Raw genomic sequence first — 15,622 nt, 5'->3', positions numbered from 1 at the left:
GACGAGGTGCCGGTGCGAACACGCACCGGTGGTACCTGGGGGAGGAAGGTACCGATGTATGCGTACGCCCGGTCCGGTATTGGGCCCGCGAGGAGTCTTCGCGGAACGTTTCGCACTGCTCTACGCCGAAGCCGGCGACCCGCCGCTGAAGCGGGTGGCGGAGTCGGTGAACCGGCAGAACCTCGTCGACAAGCGGGGGCAGCCGCTGCGCGCCACGCCCCAGCGGGTCAGTGACTGGCGGCGCGGCCGCAACGTCCCGGCGCGGTTCGCCGTGCTGGCCGCCGTTCTCGATGTCCTCATCGGACAGGCCCGCAAGACCCGGCCGTCCCCGAGCCTGGAGGGTCTCTACGACCTGAAGGCCTGGCGGCGGCTGTGGGAGCGGGCGCTCGCGGCGCCGGTGGACGACGCCGACGGGGCACCGGACGGCGCCGGGGAGAGCCCGCAGGACACCGGCGCCGGTGTCTGCCCCTATCCGGGCCTGTCCTCGTTCACCCGGCAGGACGCCGGCTGGTTCTTCGGCCGGTCCCGCAGCACGACAGCGCTGCTGAAACGGCTGGCCGGCGCGGTCGAGACCGGCGGGATCGTCATGCTGGTCGGCGCTTCCGGGGCGGGGAAGTCCTCGCTGCTGCGGGCGGGACTGCTGCCGGCGCTGGCCGACGGGGCCCTCCCGGTGGACGGCTCCGGGGACTGGCCCTCGATGGTGCTGACGCCTCGCGACCATCCGGTGAAGGAGCTGATCACCCGGATTCCCGGCCTGGCCGACGTCGTGGACGCCCCGCCGGACGACGCCCGGTTCGCCGGACGGGTCCGGAGCGCCGTCGCCGCGCACCTCGCGGAGGAGGCGGGCACCCCGGCGCGGCTGGTGCTCGTGGTGGACCAGTTCGAAGAAGCCTTCACGCTGTGCGCCGACGAGGAACAACGCCGCGCCTTCATCGCAGTCCTGCACGCGGCCTGCACCCCCGGCGACGCGGGCGACCCGGCCCCCGCCCTGGTGGTCCTGGGCCTGCGCGCCGACTTCTACGGTCCTTGCCTCGACTTCACGGAACTCTCGGAAGCCTTGCAGGAGCGGCAGTCCACCCTCGGCGCGATGACCGTGACGGAACTGCGGGACGCGGTCACCGGCCCGGCGAAGTCCGTCGGCCTGAGCCTGGAACCCGGGCTGGTGGAACTGCTGCTGCGCGACATCGGCGCCAGCCGCAGCGGGCCGGCGCACGGCGCCTACGACGCGGGCGCGCTGCCGCTGCTGTCCCACGCGCTGCTCGCAACGTGGCAGCGACGCCAGACCAGCAGGATGACCATCACCGGCTATCGGGCCGCGGGCGGCATCCACGGCGCGGTGGCGGCGACCGCCGAGCGGGCCTGGGCCCGGCTCTCCCCCGAGGCCCAGCGGATCACGCACTCGATGCTGCTGCGGCTGGTGCGGGTCGGGGACGACATGCGCGACACCCGGCGGCGGTCCACCCGCGAGGAACTCGTCGAGGCGACGGACGATCCCGCCGTCGCGGAGGAGGCCCTGGAGGTGCTCGCCGCGGCCCGGCTCGTGACGCTGGACGTCGATTCCGCCGAGATCAGCCACGAGACGTTGCTGTACGCGTGGCCGCGGCTGCGTGCCTGGCTCGACCAGGACCGGACCGGAAACCTGGTGCGGCAGCGCCTCGACGAGGACGCGGCGGCCTGGCAGGACCACGGCCGCGACGCTTCCCTGCTCTATCGCGGCGCGCGCCTGGAAGCGGCGCGGCAGGCCGCGTCCACCCATCCCGCCCACGTGACCGCGGCCGCGCGGGAGTTCCTGGCGATGTCGGTGCGGCAGCGGCGGCGCAGCAGCTGGACCCGCCGGGCCGCCGTCGCACTGGTGGCGGTGTTCGCCCTGATCGCCGCCTCGACCGCGGTCGTGGCGCTGCGGCAGCGGGACGACGCGGAGTTCGGGCAGCTCGTGGCCGAGGCCGACCGGGTCGCCGACACCGACCCTTCGCTGTCCGCGCAGCTGGCGCTGGTAGCCCACCGGCTGCGTCCCGACGACCAGTCCGTCACCGCGAAACTGCTGTCCACCCAGCAGATCCCTCTCGCCACTCCCCTGCCGGGCCACCGCGGCTCGGTGTACCAGACCTCCTTCAGCCCGGACGGCACGCTGCTCGCCACCGCGGGCTACGACGGCGCGGTCCGGCTCTGGGACCTGCGCGATCCCACCGATCCGAAACCGCTCGGGCAGCCGATCACCGGGCACACCAGCTGGGTCACCTCCGCGATCTTCACCGCGGACGGCCGGACGCTCGTGACCGCGGGCGACGACCACACCCTCCGGCTGTGGAACGTGACCGACCCGGCCCACCCGGTACCGGCCGGCCGGGCGACGTCGAGCGGCGGCACGATCTACTGCGTGGCGCTCAGCCCGGACGGAAAGACCCTCGCGACCGCGGAGGACGACCACACCGTCCAGCTCTGGGACATCACCGATCCCGCCCGGCCCACTCCGCTCGGCTCCCCGTTGAGCGGGCACGGGGATCACGTGCGCACGGTCGCGTTCAGCCCCGACGGCCGCACGCTCGCGTCCGCGGGCAACGACCGCACCGTGCGGCTCTGGGACGTCAGCGACCGTCTCCGTCCCGTCCCGGCCGGCCCGCCGCTGGCCGGTCACGAGGACACCGTCCACTGGGTCGTCTTCAGCCCGGACGGCCACACCCTCGCCACGGGCAGCGACGACAAGACGCTCCGGCTCTGGAACGTCGCCGATCCCGCGCACGTGACGCCGCTCGGCAGGCCGCTCACCGGGCACACCGCCGCGATCTGGCAGGCGGCGTTCAGCCCGGACGGCCGCACGCTCGCCTCGACCGGCGGCGACACCCGCCTCTGGAACGTCACCGATCCGGCGAACGCCCTCCCGATAGGCAAGCCGTTCTCCCAGGACCACGGCGGGTTCACGCTCGCCTTCGCCCCCGGCGGCCGGTCGCTCGCCGTCGGCAGCGAGGACGGCGTGACGCGGCTGTGGTCGCTGCCGGCGGGGATGCTCGCCGGGCACTCCGCCGGGGTGACCGCGGCCGGGTATCGCCCGGACGGGCGAGCGCTGGTCACCGGATCGGCCGACCGGACGGTCCGGCTCTGGACCGTCACGGGGACGGCCCGCCCCGTTCCCGCCGGGCCGCCGCTGACCGGGCACACCGCCACGGTCAACTCGGCGAGGTTCAGCCCGGACGGGAAGATCCTCGCGACCGCCGGCGACGACCAGACCGTGCGGCTGTGGGACGTGACCGACCTGGCGCACCCGCGGCCGCTCGGCGAACCGCTCACCATGACCACGCGGTACGGCAACATGGCGGTGTTCAGCCCCGACGGCCGCCTGCTCGCCACCGGCGGCGAGAACGACCAGACCATCCGGCTCTGGGACATCACCGACCCGGCCCGCCCCCGGCCGGTCGGGCCACTGCTGCCGGGTCACCCCGCCTATGTCAGCTCGACGGTGTTCAGCCCGGACGGGAAGACCCTCGCGACCAGCAGCGTCGCGAACACCGTGCGGCTGTGGGACATCACCGATCCCGCCAGGCCCGTCCCGCTGGGCGAGCCGCTCGCCGCGCACACCGCCACCGTCCGGTCGATCGCGTTCAGCCCGAACGGGACCACCCTGGTGACCGGGGGCGACGACCAGACCGTGCGGCTGTGGAACGTGACCGACCCGGCGCACCCGCGGCCGCTCGGCGGCCCGATCACCGGCTACACCAGCGCGCCGATGGCCACGGTGTTCGACCACGACGGCGCCCGGCTCGCCACGGCGGGCGCCGAAACACTGCGACTGTGGAACATGGCAGATCCGGCGCGTCCGGAGTCGCTGGGACAGCTCACGGTCGCGGCCAAGCTCGGGAACGCGGTCCGCTTCAACCCGGCGGACGGCTCGCTCGCCACCGGCGGGAACGACGGCGTCGTCCTGCTGTGGGACCTGGACGTGGACCACGTCATCCAGCGTGTCTGCGCCGCCACCCGCAACGTCCTGACGCCGGACCAGTGGCAGCGGCACCTCCCGCAGATCTCGCCACTGTCCCCCTGCGGCTGAGTGCCGTAAGTCCGCAATAGACTGTCCACAAGGGATCGAACGTGACACTTCCACTGTGGATGTCCCGGCGAAGCGGCGCCGGACGGTGCCGCGTACCGAAAGTCGGTGACGCAGAACGGCTCGTTCTCGATACGATGGCGGCTGACGTGCTCCGTCTCAGGCGTGCTGAGGCCGTGTTGAGCCGACGTCGCAACGCCATGGGGGAACATTCACGGTGAGCCGTAGTTTTCAGGTAGATCTTCGCGGTGTCGTCGACCTGCTGAGCCAGCACCTCTATTCGAGCCCGCGGGTCTACGTCCGGGAGCTGCTCCAGAACGCCGTCGACGCCGTGACCGCGCGGCGCTCGGCCGATCCCACGGCACCCGCCGGCATCGCGATCGAGGTCGACGGTGGGACGCTCCGGATCACCGACACGGGAATCGGCCTTTCCGAGGCACAGGTGCACGAACTGCTCGCGACCATCGGCCGGAGCTCCAAACGGGACGAACTCGGCTACGGAAGGCACGAGTTCCTCGGCCAGTTCGGCATCGGGCTGCTGTCCGCTTTCCTGGTCGCCGACGAGGCCCGCGTCGTCACCCGCTCCGCGCACGGCGGCCCGGCGGTGACGTGGACCGGCCACGCGGACGGCACCTACGCCATCGGTCCCGGTGAGCGGGAAACGGCGGGCACCACGGTCACCCTCACCGCGCGCCCCGGCGCGGAGCAGTGGTTCGTCCCGGAGACGGTCACCGGCCTCGCGGCGCTGTACGGCTCGATGCTGCCGTTCGAGATCACCGTGAACGGCAAGGCGATCAGCGGCGCGGGCACCCCGTGGCGGGCCGACGACCGGGCAGCCGGGCACCGCGCCGCGGACCTCGTCGGCTACGCCCAGGAAACCTTCGGCTTCACCCCGTTCGACGTCGTCGAGCTCGACGTCCCCGAGGCCGGGCTAACCGGTGTCGCCTATGTGCTGCCGTTCCCCGCGAACCCCGCCGAGCACGCGGGACACCGCGTGTACCTCAAGCGGATGCTGCTCGCGGAGAACGCGCCGGGCCTGCTGCCGGACTGGGCGTTCTTCGCCCGCTGCGTCGTGGACACCGGCGAGCTGCGGCCGACGGCGAGCCGGGAAGCGCTGTACGACGACGAGCAGCTCGCCGCCACCCGCGAAGCACTCGGCGACCGGTTGCGCGGCTGGCTCGTCGGTCTGGCAGGTACCCATCCCGAGCGGCTCAACCGGTTCCTCGGCGTCCACCACCTCGGCGTCAAGGCGCTGGCACTGCACGACGACGAGATGCTGCGGCTGGTCGACGAGTGGTGGCCGCTGGAAACCAACGCCGGCCGCATGACCCTCGCCGATTTCCGTGCCCGGTACGGGGTTCTCCGCTACTGCGCGACCACCGAGGAGTTCAGCCAGCTGGCCGGTGTCGCGGCCGCGCAGGACGTCCCGGTGATCAACGGCGGGTACACCTACGACAGCGAACTCGTCGAACGCATGCGTGTGCTGGAACCCGGCCTGCTCGTCGAACGGCTCGACCCGAGCGACATCACCACGGCCTTCGCCGAACTGGACACCGCCGCCGCACTCGCCACCCGGCCGTTCGTCGCGGCGGCACAACGGTCCGTCGACCGGCTCGGCTGCGAGGTCGTGCTGCGCGAGTTCGAGCCCGTGACGCTACCGGTGCTCTATCTCGTCGACCGCGCCGCCGCGTTCGCCGGCGAGCTGCGCGCGACCAAGGACAAAGTGGACGATCTGTGGGCCGGGGTGCTCTCGGCCTTCGAGAAGCCGGAACAGGACCGCCCGCAACTCGTGCTCAACTACCGGAATCCCTTGGTACAGCGGGTTTCCCGGCTCCAGGACGCGGAACTCACCGCACTGGCCGTCGAATCGCTCTACGGCCAGGCCCTGCTGCTGGGTCATCACCCGATCCGGCCCGCGGACTCCGCGCTGCTGAACCGTTCGTTCCTCGGCCTGCTCGAGCACGCCGTCCCCGCACAGGAGCGCTGATGGCCGCGACCGACGAAGCCCTGTGGGAAAAGCTGTGGGCGTCGCAGCGGTTGCCGCGTGGGAAGGGCCAGATCACCGCGCTGGAAAGCGTGCTCAGGACCGCCGACGCCGAAGGCTCGCCGGAACTTCGGTACGCCGCCCGGATCTTCGTCATCAGCGCCTATCAGCAGGGCGGCGAGCCCGCCAAGGCGTTCGTGCCGTTTTCGTGGTGCCTCGCGGTGTACGACCGCGGCGAGGCCGATCCGCGCTGGGACGATCACCTCTACTGGGCCTTCAAGTTCCTTGTCAGCTCGATGACGCGGTTTCCCGAGATGCCGCTGGATCGCACGTACGCCGTCCTCGACGACATGGAACGCCGGTACCGTGTCGCCGGGCACACGATGAACCCCGTGCACCAGCACCGGGAACTGGTCGCCCGGCACGTCGGCGAGCACGAAACGGCCGCCGAACAGTACCGGCTATGGACGGCGTCGCCGCGCGGCGAGATGTCGGACTGCGTCGGCTGCGAACCCAGCGCGAAGGTCTGGCACCTGAGCCGGTACGGCCGCTTCGAGGAAGCCATCGCGATCGCCGAACCGGTGCTCGGCGGCGTCTTCACCTGTGTCGAGCAGCCGCACACCGTCCTGACCTCGCTGCTGCTCCCGTATGTCCACACTGGACGGATGGCGGAGGCGGCGCGGGCACATCGGCAGGCCTACCGCGCGATCCGGCACGACCGCACCCAGCTCGGCGACGTGAGCGACCACCTCGAATTCTGCGCACTCACCGGCAACCACGCGCGGGGGCTGGAACTGCTCGAGCGGCACCTCGGCTGGCTCGCCGAGGCGCCCAGCCCGTACACCGAGATGGAGTTCTCCGCGACGGCGGCGCTGACCCTGCGGCGGGTGGCGGAGTCCGGGCACGGCGACGCGAAAGTGAAACGGCCCGGCGGGGAGATCTCCGTCAAAGCCTTGCACGCCGAACTTTCCGAACGCGCGCTGGCGATCGCGACCCGCTTCGACGCCCGCAACGGGACGAGCGAACAGGGCGACCGGATCCGCTCGGTCCTCGCCGCCGAACCGCTCGTCGAACACCTTCCGCTGTCCGGGCCGGTGTCCCGTCCGGCTGCGACATCGGAGCCGGTGCTCGCGGAACCGTCCTATCCGGACACTCCGGCGGCGCTGGCGGATCTCGCCGAGGAGCGGTACCTGCTCGACGACGACATCGCCGCCGCTGCCGCGTGGGCGAGGTTCGACGAGGTGTGCCCGGAACCCACCGGAGAGCTGCTGGCCAGACGAATCGCCGGGGCCGCCGCCGCGATCGTGGGCGAGGACGTCGAAGCGGCCGAACGCGACTGGACTCGCGCGGCCGAGCTGTTCGCCGAGGCGGGCGACGAGATCGCCCGGCATGCCGCGTCGAGCAAGGCCGCGCTCGCCCGGTGCCGGTCCGGTGACAGCGATTCGGGTCTGTCCACACTCGACACCGCTGTGTCGGCACTCGCCACGCTGGGCGATCAGGACCAGTACGTCCGCGCGCTGCTGCGGTTGTCCTTGGGGCAGCTCGCTTCCGGCGATGCCGACGCCGCGCTCGACGTGCTCGGCCGGGCCGAGGACGCCGTCGCCGCGTCGGGATCCGCCGAACTGACCGGACGGATCCTGCTGCAGCGTGCCGACCTGGTCGCACGGAGCGGCCCGGAAAATCTTGGTGCGGCAAGGGAACTGGCGGAGCACGGGGCGGCGGTGTTCACCGAGGCCCGCTCCCCCAACCACGCGGCGAGGGCGACGATCGCGGCGGCACGGATGAGCGCGGCACTCGGCGAACTGGGCTACGCCTACACCGCGGCGGCGAACGCCGAGGCCGCCACCGACCCGGAACTGCGTGCCCAGGCGCGGTTCACCCTCGGCAGGCTCGCTCTCGACCTCGACCGCCCCGCCGACGCGGTACAGCACTACCGCGACGCGGTCGCCGACCTGACCGCGGCCGGGGACAGCACCGGCGCCGCCCACGCCCGGGTCGAGCTCGCGGCCGCGAGCGATCGGCTCGACCGTCCGGAGGAGGTCGCGGACGCGGCGGAGGACGCGATCGACGTCCTGGAGCGCGTCGGCGACGAAAGCGAGCTGGCGCGGGCCCGTTACCTGCTCGCCGGGGCGTACCGCGCGCTCGGTCAGCGGGAGCAGGCATGTGCCCTGCTGGAGCCGGTGATCGAGCACTTCGACGCCGCCGAGCATCCGCCCGCGGCCGGGCAGGCGGCCGAGACCGCCGCGGACATCCTCGACGAACTCGACCACGACGCCGAAGCGGCCGAGCACTACGTCCGCGCCGCGGAGTACTTCCGCACCGCCGAACTCCCCCTCGACTCCGTACGCAATCTCCGCTGCGCGACGCTGTCGTGGCTGTGGGCCGGAGAACCGGACAAGGCGCTCGAAGCCTTGGCGGCGGCGGAAAAGTGCGCCGACACGCTCGACGGCGACGAGCCGATCGTCCGGTGGGAGCGCGCGATGGTCGGCTACAACGGCGCTCGCCTGCTGGCGAACTGCGACCGTCCGGACGACGCGCTGGAGCGGGCGGCCACGGCCGCCGAGTTGCTGCGGGGCGTCGGCGCGACGACCGAGGCCGCGTTCGCCGACGCGCTCCGCGGACGGCTGCTCACCGACCTCGGCCGCACGGCGGAAGCACGGGAAGCGGTGGAAGCAGCGCTCGCGGGTCTCCCGCCGGACGCGGACCGCCAACGCGAAGGCCTCGAAGCGCTGCTTGCCGAACTCACCGGACAGGGATCGTCACCAGCGTGACCGCGATCGCGGCCACCCACAGCACCGCGGCAGCGAGGCCGACGGTGTGCAGGCCTGCCAGGAAGGCGTCCCGGTGCGCGGGTTCTCCTGCCACCGCACCGAAAACCGCGACGCCGAGCGCACCGGCCGCCTGCCGGGCAGTGTTGTTGACGCCGCTGGCGATCCCTGCTCGCTCGGCTGGGATCCCGGCCACGGCGGCGGTGACCACGGCCGGGGTCAGCAGGCCCATCCCGACGCCGAGGCCGAGCATCGTCGGCAGCAGGGCCGGATACCCGCTGTCCGGCCCGATCCGGAGCAGGTTGAGCAGGCTCAGCGCACCCAGCGCCAGGCCGGAAAGCATCAGCGGCCGCGGGCCGAACCGCGCGGCCAGCCTGCCGGACAACGGGCCCAGCGCCGACAGCGGCAGGAACATCGGGAAGACTTCCAGTGCCGCGACAAGGGAATCCGCGCCGAGCACGCGCTGAAGGTACAGCGTCAGCACGAGAATGCTGCCGAGGCCGACGAAATTCATGGCCATGGCGATCAGGTTCGCGCCCGCGGTGGCGCGCGACCGCAGCAGGTTCAGCGGCAGCATCGGGTCGGCGGCGCGGTGTTCGATCACCACGAACGCCACCGCGGCCACGACCGCGAGCACCGCCGCCATCGCGTTCGCGTCGATGACCGCGAAGACCCCCGATCCCAGAGCCAGTGCCGCGGTCAGCGCGCCCGCGACGTCGACCCGGCGCCGGGCCGCCGGCACGTGTGGCGGCACGAACCGTTGTGTGGCAAGGATCGCGAGCACCACCACCGGGACGTTGAGCCAGAACACCGGCCGCCAGCCCCCCGCCGCGACCACGAACCCGCCGAGCAGCGGGCCCGCCGCCAGCGCCACCGCGGAGATTCCCGCCCAGGCACCGAGAGCACGCGCCCGCTCACGACGTTCCGGATAGGCGCCGGTGATGACGGCGAGGGTGCCGGGCAGCAGCAGCGCCGCGCCCAGCCCCTGTCCGGCCCTGGCCAGGACCAGCCACGGCACCGAGCCCGCGAGCGCGCACAACGCCGACGCCGCACCGAAGATCGTCAGTCCGATGTGGACGATCCGGCGGTGGCCGAAGACATCGCCGAGCGTGCCGCCGGTGAGCAGTAACGCCGCCAGAACGACGGAGTACCCGTCGACGACCCATTGCTGCGCACCGAGCCCGGCCCGCAGTTCGGTGCCGATGGTCGGCAAGGCGACATTGACGACGGTGACGTCGAGCTGGACAAGGAACATCCCCGCGCACATGGCGAGCAGCACCGGGGTTTTCGAGCGGACCGCGTGGGTGATCATGTCCCTAGTGGACACCCGCGATACTTCCATCGCGGTGGAAGTGTCCGCGCGGCATGCTGGAGGCATGGAAGGTGACGCCGATATCGCGCGCACGGCGGCGTTGTTCGCCGACCCCGCGCGAGTCCGGGTGCTGATGGCGCTGAGCGACGGCCGGGCGCTGGCCGCGTCGGTGCTGGCCGCCGAGGCCCGGCTCTCCGCGCAGGGTGTCAGCGCGCACCTGGCGAAACTGCGCGAGGCCGGGCTGGTGATCGCGGAGAAATCCGGACGGCACCGCTTCTACCGGCTGGCCGGCCCGGACACGGCGGACGTGCTGGAGACCTTGGCGCGGCTCTCCCCCACGCAGCCGGTGACCTCGCTGCGAGAAGGGACACGCGCGCAGGCCTTACGTGCGGCCAGAACGTGCTACGACCATCTCGCCGGTCGGCTCGGTGTCGCGGTCACGGCGGCGTTGCTGGAGCGGGACGCACTGGTGACGCTCGACGGCGAGCCCAGCACCCGGCGCCGCGAAGGCGACCAGATCTCCGCACAGCTCAAGAAACATCCGTACGCGCTGGGCCCCCGCGCCACGCACGTGTTCGGAGATCTGGGCGTGGATCTCGACGCAGTCGCCGCCCAGCGACGGCCGCTGCTGCGCTTCTGCCTGGACTGGAGCGAACAACGGCATCACCTCGCGGGCGGGCTCGGCGCGGCGGTGGCGGCCCGGTTCGCCGCACTCGGCTGGGTTCGCGAACGTGGGAAGGCACACCGCGCCCTGCGGGTGACCGACGCGGGCGCGACGGGATTGCGGGATCGCCTGGGAATCCGGCTTTCCTGAAGGGTTTCCGGCGCCTCAGCGGTGCGCGGCCGCCAACGAGGTGTCCGGGGTGCAGCGGCCGCACGGGGTGAAGCCGAGCTGGCGTGCCTCGCCGACGGCGATCGGGATGGTGTCGCGCCCGGCGAGCCAGCCGCAGTCGGTCAGGTGATACCGCGGGTGTTCGTCGACGACGACCACCTCGTCTTCGAGTTCCGAGACGACGGCGAGGTCGTCGGCCGAAGTCTGTTCCTCGGGCGGGTCGCCGTCCCGCACCGCGGGAGCGGCCGCGATCGTCGAGGTTTTCTCGGCGTCGGAGGCGTCTTCGGAGACATCGGGCTCGGGTGTGTCACCCGGGTCGCCGAGTTCACCGGCCTTGGGGAGCAGGGTGGTCTGCTCGACGTCCTTCTCTTCCGACGTCTCGCCGGTTTCCGTTGCGGGCTCGGCGTCTTCGCTGTCTTCACTGTCCTCAGCGGACTCGGCCGTCTCGGCGGGCTCCGCTCCGGCGGCCGCCGCGCGGCGCCGCCTGCGCAGCCAGTCCAGGACGAGCAACAGCCCGGCGAGGACCGAAAGCCCGATGGAGATCCAGGCCCAGAGCGAGGTGGCGGTGATGAGTGCCGCGACGAGCAGGCCCAGGGCCGCCAGGACGAGAACCAGGACGATGTAAAGCACGCTGAATTACAGCACGACCCGCCACCCACCCTGGTCACGACCCGCCCACGACACGTAACAGATGCCACAAGCAGCACTACGCAGCAACGGCCCGCAGGCACCGGACGCGTTCCGATACCCACGGGCCGATCACACTACGAACAACCAACCAAGGCAGCCCCCACCCCCTACTCGCCAGGCGACACCACCGGAGATCCGGAGGCTCGCACCCGAAGCGACCACCACCGGGGGTCCAGGGGGCTTGCCCCCTGGCGGGGGTTTGGGGGTTCGACCCCCAAAAGACACCTGACCGAGGGCTTGGGTGAGCGTGTTCCGCGAACACACCTCACCCCTACCCCCTCGGTCAGCCCGCTTCAGCCCGCGGGCCGAACGAGTAACCCTGTCCGCCGCCGGAAGCTCCCGCTCCCTGGGACGAGTTCGAGGAGGCCGACGCCGGTGCGGCGGAACCGCGGTCGTCGAGCTCCCGGAGCTGGGACTCGAGGAACCCGCGCAGCCGCGTGCGGTACTCCCGCTCGATCGTGCGGAGCTCCTCGATCTTCTTGCCCAGCGCGCCCTTTTCGGCGTTGAGGTTGTTCATCACCTCGGTGTACTTGCGCTGCGACTCGCGTTCCATCGTGGTCGCCTTGTCGCGCGCCTGGCGCTCCAGCGTCTCGGCGCGCGTGCGCGCGTCGTTCAGCATCGTCTCGGCACGGGTCCGCGCCTCGTTCACCATCGAGTCCGACTTCGCCCGCGCGTCCGAGAGCAGCTGCTCGGACTTCGTCCTGGCCTCGGCCAGCATCCCGTCCGACTCGGTCTTGGCCTCGGCGGTGAGCCGGTCGGCCATTTCCTGTGCCAGCCCGAGGACCTTGGCCGCCTGCACGTTCGGCTCGCCGTTGTCGCCGACCATGCCGTGTGCCTGGGTCTGCTCCAGCGGCGAGGTCGGCGGCGGCACCGGGGCCAGCCGGCGCGACGGCTCGTCACGCACGGGCGGCGGCCCGCTGACCGCGTTCACCTTGGCGTTCTCGAGCTCGCCCCGAGTGGACTCGAGCTCGGCGTCGAGCTGCTCCACCTGCTGCCGCAGCTCGTTGTTGTCCTCGATCAACCGGGCAAGCTCGGTTTCCACCAGGTCGAGGAACGCGTCCACCTCGTCCTCGTTGTAGCCCCTCTTGCCGATGGGCGGCTTGCTGAACGCGACGTTATGCACGTCAGCGGGGGTCAACGACATCAGATCACCTCACGCACTCCATGGCCTGCAGGGTCACCCAAGTCTCCCCGACTACCTGGGATTCGCCAGTTGCATCGCGAAGAACACAACCAACAGCAGCACCATAATCGATAAGTCCAGCCCGACGCCGCCGATCCGCACCATCGGGATGATGCGGCGGAACAGGCGAACCGGCGGGTCGGTCACTGTGTAGATGGTCTCGAGCGTGACCGCAACCCCTCCGGCGGGACGCCACTCGCGCGCAAAGGTGCGCACGAGCTCGATCACGATACGCGCCGTCAGCAACAACCAGAACGCGAACAGCACGTACCACAGGACCAGCCACACAGCTTCCACGTTCACCACTGTAGCCGGGAGGGCCGACAGAACACGCAGCTAAGGGCGTCGACGCGGAGATGAGTCGACAAAATCACGTCTGCTTGCGCTCAGCGGTTCATCCGACTTCAGCCGCGCAGGAACAATCCGCCCTCGGCAATCCGCCGACGGTCTTCCGCGGTCACGTCGATGTCCGGCGGTGAGAGAAGGAACACCTTGTTGGTGACCTTGTCCATCGCGCCGCGCACCGCGAAGGCGAGCCCCGCCGCGAAGTCGACGATCCGCTTCGCGTCCGAGTTCTCCAGCTCGGTGAGATTGATGATGACCGGGTTGCCCTCACGGAAGTGCTCGCCGATCGTGCGGGCTTCGGTGTAGCTCGACGGGTGCACCGTGATGATGCGGCTGAGGGCGTCCCGGTAGGCGCTGCGGGCCTCCTGCACCGGCCGGAGCCTGGCGACCGGCTCCGGCTCGCGGTCGACGGCGAGCGCGCCGTGCACCTGCGGTTCGGACCGCTCCCGAGCCATTACGGAACGTGACCGAGCGGGTGCGACCGGCTCCTCGTACGGGTCCACCTCGTCGCGGTACCGTCCCCGGGACCGCGGCTGTTCGTACCCGTCGTAGTCCGCCGACCGGTCGTCGCGCCGGTAGTCCTCTTCGTAGTACTGGTCCTCTTCTGCGGGCACCATCCCGAAGTAGGCCTTCAGCTTCTGCAGCGCGCTCATGCCTCTCCCTAGCCCTAGCCGCTCCCGCACCGTGCGACCCCGCCCGGTGGACACTCACCGTGACCATCGGACGGGCTCCCTACGGCGAGGCTAAACCGCGCCCGCCGAGCAACGCGGTTCCGACACGCACACAGGTCGAGCCGTGCGCGATCGCCTGCTCGAGATCATGGCTCATTCCGGCGGAGACTTCTGCGGCATTCGGGTGATCTTCGCGAAGTCTCTCCCCCGCGCGGGCGAGCCGGGCGAAGGCCTCGGCCGGATCGGCACCGAGCGGCGCCACCGCCATCAGCCCGCGTAGCCGCAGGTCACCCACCCGCGCGAGATGGCCGGCCAGCCGATCGAGGCCGGCCAGCGGACAGCCGCCGCGCGCCGGATCGTCGTCGAGACTCACCTGGATCAGCACGTCGAGCGGGTGTTCCCGGTCACCGGTGTCCCTCGCCACGTGGACCGCCTTGGCGAGCGCGTCCACGAGCCGTTCGGAGTCGACCGACTGGACCTCGTCGGCCCAGCGCACGACCGAGCGGGCCTTGTTGCGCTGCAGCCTGCCGACCATGTGCCAGCGCAGCGCCGCTTCGGGTCGCAACTCGGCGACCTCGGCGCGCTTCGGCCCCGCGTCCTGGTCGCGGTTCTCCCCGACGTCGGTGACGCCGAGGTCGGCCAGCAGCGCGGCGTCCAGTGCGGGGAACGTCTTCGTGACCGCGATCAGGCGGACCTCGTCCCTGGTGCGCCCGGCGGCGGTGCAGGCGGCGTCGATCCGCTCTTCCAGCGCTGCCAAGGACTTCGCGAGTTCGGCCTTCCTCGTGTCGGAGTCGACGCTCATGCGATCGACTCGCTTCGCGAGACAGTGTTCGATTCCTTTTGGCGCATGATGTCCATGATTCGCTCGCAGGCGTCGCTCATGCCGGATCGACCCAGGTGATCCCGGCGATCCGGCCGGTGGTGCCGTCGCGGCGGAAGCTGAACAACGTCCTGTCCTCGGCGGTGCAGCGCGGGTCGAGGCCGATCCGGCCGACGCCGTGGTCGGCGAGCTGACGCCACAATCCCGCCCGCAGATCGAGGCCCGGCGTGCCCTTGCGGGTCTTGCAGGCGCTGCCGGGCACGTGCTTGTCGACGTCGGCGGCCATGTCGGCGGGGACCTCGTAGCAGTCGCCGCAGATCGCGGGGCCGAGCAACGCTTCGATCCGGTGCGTCTCGGCGCCGAGCGCCCGCATCCGTTCGAGCGCGGCGGGCACGACACCGACGCGCGTGCCGACTCGCCCCGCGTGCACGGCGGCCACGACACCGGCCTCGGCGTCGGCGAGCAGTACGGGAACGCAGTCCGCGACGAGCACCACGAGCGCCAACCCCGCCTCGGCGGTCACGAGTGCGTCGGTGGCTTCGGCGGCCTTCGTCTCGGAGCCGTCGACGACCGTCACCGTCCGGCCGTGCACCTGTTCCATCCAGGCCAGGCGATCCTCGCCGAGCCCGAGTTCGGCGGCGAGCCGCTTGCGGTTGGCGAAGACGTTCCCGATGTCGTCGCCGACGTGGTCACCGAGGTTGAAGCTGTCGTAGGGCGGCGCGGAGGCTCCGCCCGCCCTGGTCGTGACCACCCGCCGGATCCGCAAGTCCGCTCCTCTTTTCCCCGGGAAAGTGTCCCGTCGCCAAGCCTAGTGCCGAGCGCGCGGCGCCCTTCAGCGGCTGGCCGGGTGCTGAAGGACGCTTTCAGTGCATCCAACGCAGTGAAGGACGCCGGAGGGTCGGGGCGCGCGCCGCACGGGGCCCGAGCCCGCCTTCCGGACATAAAACCCCCCCGGAAAGCGGGGCCACCACCACCACC

Annotated in this window: 11 protein-coding genes; 4 read left to right on the top strand and 7 right to left on the bottom strand. The window is 71.5% G+C overall.

Translation table 11 applies throughout. The features are described from left to right. Positions 1-58: 58 nt before the first annotated feature. From ACFWY9_RS23630 to ACFWY9_RS23620, 3 genes are all read left to right on the top strand, one after another. Entirely contained in the window at positions 59-4,042 is a 3,984-nt protein-coding gene (locus ACFWY9_RS23630; RefSeq protein WP_378339924.1) for an AAA family ATPase, read from the top strand. Between the two features lie 214 nt (positions 4,043-4,256). Continuing rightward, entirely contained in the window at positions 4,257-6,026 is a 1,770-nt protein-coding gene (locus ACFWY9_RS23625; protein ID WP_378328789.1) for an HSP90 family protein, read from the top strand. Next, the gene (locus tag ACFWY9_RS23620; RefSeq protein ID WP_378339923.1) at positions 6,026-8,794 is read left to right on the top strand and encodes a hypothetical protein; all 2,769 of its coding nucleotides are present in this window, start codon (positions 6,026-6,028) and stop codon (positions 8,792-8,794) included. Before ACFWY9_RS23625 ends, ACFWY9_RS23620 begins: the two co-directional genes overlap by 1 nt. Here the strand turns inward: ACFWY9_RS23620 and ACFWY9_RS23615 are convergent. Next, on the bottom strand, positions 8,766-10,103 hold the full coding sequence (locus ACFWY9_RS23615; RefSeq protein WP_378339922.1) for an MFS transporter: 1,338 nt from the start codon (positions 10,101-10,103) through the stop codon (positions 8,766-8,768). The genes ACFWY9_RS23620 and ACFWY9_RS23615 overlap by 29 nt on opposite strands. A gap of 64 nt (positions 10,104-10,167) precedes the next feature. Between ACFWY9_RS23615 and ACFWY9_RS23610 the strand changes: the two genes are divergently transcribed. Beyond that, a complete protein-coding gene (locus tag ACFWY9_RS23610; RefSeq protein WP_378328792.1) occupies positions 10,168-10,917 on the top strand; it encodes an ArsR/SmtB family transcription factor in 750 nt (249 codons plus the stop codon). A gap of 15 nt (positions 10,918-10,932) precedes the next feature. On the opposite strand, the gene ACFWY9_RS23605 is transcribed toward ACFWY9_RS23610, so the two are convergent. The 6 genes from ACFWY9_RS23605 to pgeF form a co-directional block, all read right to left on the bottom strand. After that, positions 10,933-11,565, bottom strand: coding sequence for a hypothetical protein (locus ACFWY9_RS23605; protein ID WP_378339921.1), 633 nt, complete (start codon positions 11,563-11,565; stop codon positions 10,933-10,935). A 343-nt stretch (positions 11,566-11,908) separates the two neighbouring features. Beyond that, entirely contained in the window at positions 11,909-12,769 is an 861-nt protein-coding gene (locus ACFWY9_RS23600) for a DivIVA domain-containing protein (RefSeq protein WP_378328794.1), read from the bottom strand. A 51-nt stretch (positions 12,770-12,820) separates the two neighbouring features. Continuing rightward, entirely contained in the window at positions 12,821-13,096 is a 276-nt protein-coding gene (locus ACFWY9_RS23595; RefSeq protein ID WP_345402452.1) for a YggT family protein, read from the bottom strand. Positions 13,097-13,212: 116 nt separating this feature from the next. Beyond that, a complete protein-coding gene (locus ACFWY9_RS23590) occupies positions 13,213-13,806 on the bottom strand; it encodes a cell division protein SepF (protein WP_378328795.1) in 594 nt (197 codons plus the stop codon). A 79-nt stretch (positions 13,807-13,885) separates the two neighbouring features. Continuing rightward, entirely contained in the window at positions 13,886-14,626 is a 741-nt protein-coding gene (locus ACFWY9_RS23585) for a YggS family pyridoxal phosphate-dependent enzyme (RefSeq protein ID WP_378339920.1), read from the bottom strand. 76 nt (positions 14,627-14,702) lie between these two features. Further along, positions 14,703-15,410, bottom strand: coding sequence for a peptidoglycan editing factor PgeF (gene pgeF, locus ACFWY9_RS23580; protein WP_378339919.1), 708 nt, complete (start codon positions 15,408-15,410; stop codon positions 14,703-14,705). Positions 15,411-15,622 lie beyond the last annotated feature (212 nt).

Source organism: Amycolatopsis sp. NPDC059027, assembly GCF_042739735.1.
GTDB lineage: Bacteria > Actinomycetota > Actinomycetes > Mycobacteriales > Pseudonocardiaceae > Amycolatopsis.
Note: the sequence above shows the minus strand (reverse complement) of the source record. Positions and strands in the feature narration are given on the sequence as shown.

Bases quoted from the DNA above. Each gene is read 5' to 3' on its own strand.
- ACFWY9_RS23590 (WP_378328795.1), bottom strand. From the start codon at position 13,806: ATGAGCGCGCTGCAGAAGCTGAAGGCCTACTTCGGGATGGTGCCCGCA.
- ACFWY9_RS23610 (WP_378328792.1), top strand. From the start codon at position 10,168: ATGGAAGGTGACGCCGATATCGCGCGCACGGCGGCGTTGTTCGCCGAC.
- ACFWY9_RS23620 (WP_378339923.1), top strand. From the start codon at position 6,026: ATGGCCGCGACCGACGAAGCCCTGTGGGAAAAGCTGTGGGCGTCGCAG.
- ACFWY9_RS23600 (WP_378328794.1), bottom strand. From the start codon at position 12,769: ATGTCGTTGACCCCCGCTGACGTGCATAACGTCGCGTTCAGCAAGCCG.
- ACFWY9_RS23615 (WP_378339922.1), bottom strand. From the start codon at position 10,103: ATGATCACCCACGCGGTCCGCTCGAAAACCCCGGTGCTGCTCGCCATG.
- ACFWY9_RS23585 (WP_378339920.1), bottom strand. From the start codon at position 14,626: ATGAGCGTCGACTCCGACACGAGGAAGGCCGAACTCGCGAAGTCCTTG.
- ACFWY9_RS23630 (WP_378339924.1), top strand. From the start codon at position 59: ATGCGTACGCCCGGTCCGGTATTGGGCCCGCGAGGAGTCTTCGCGGAA.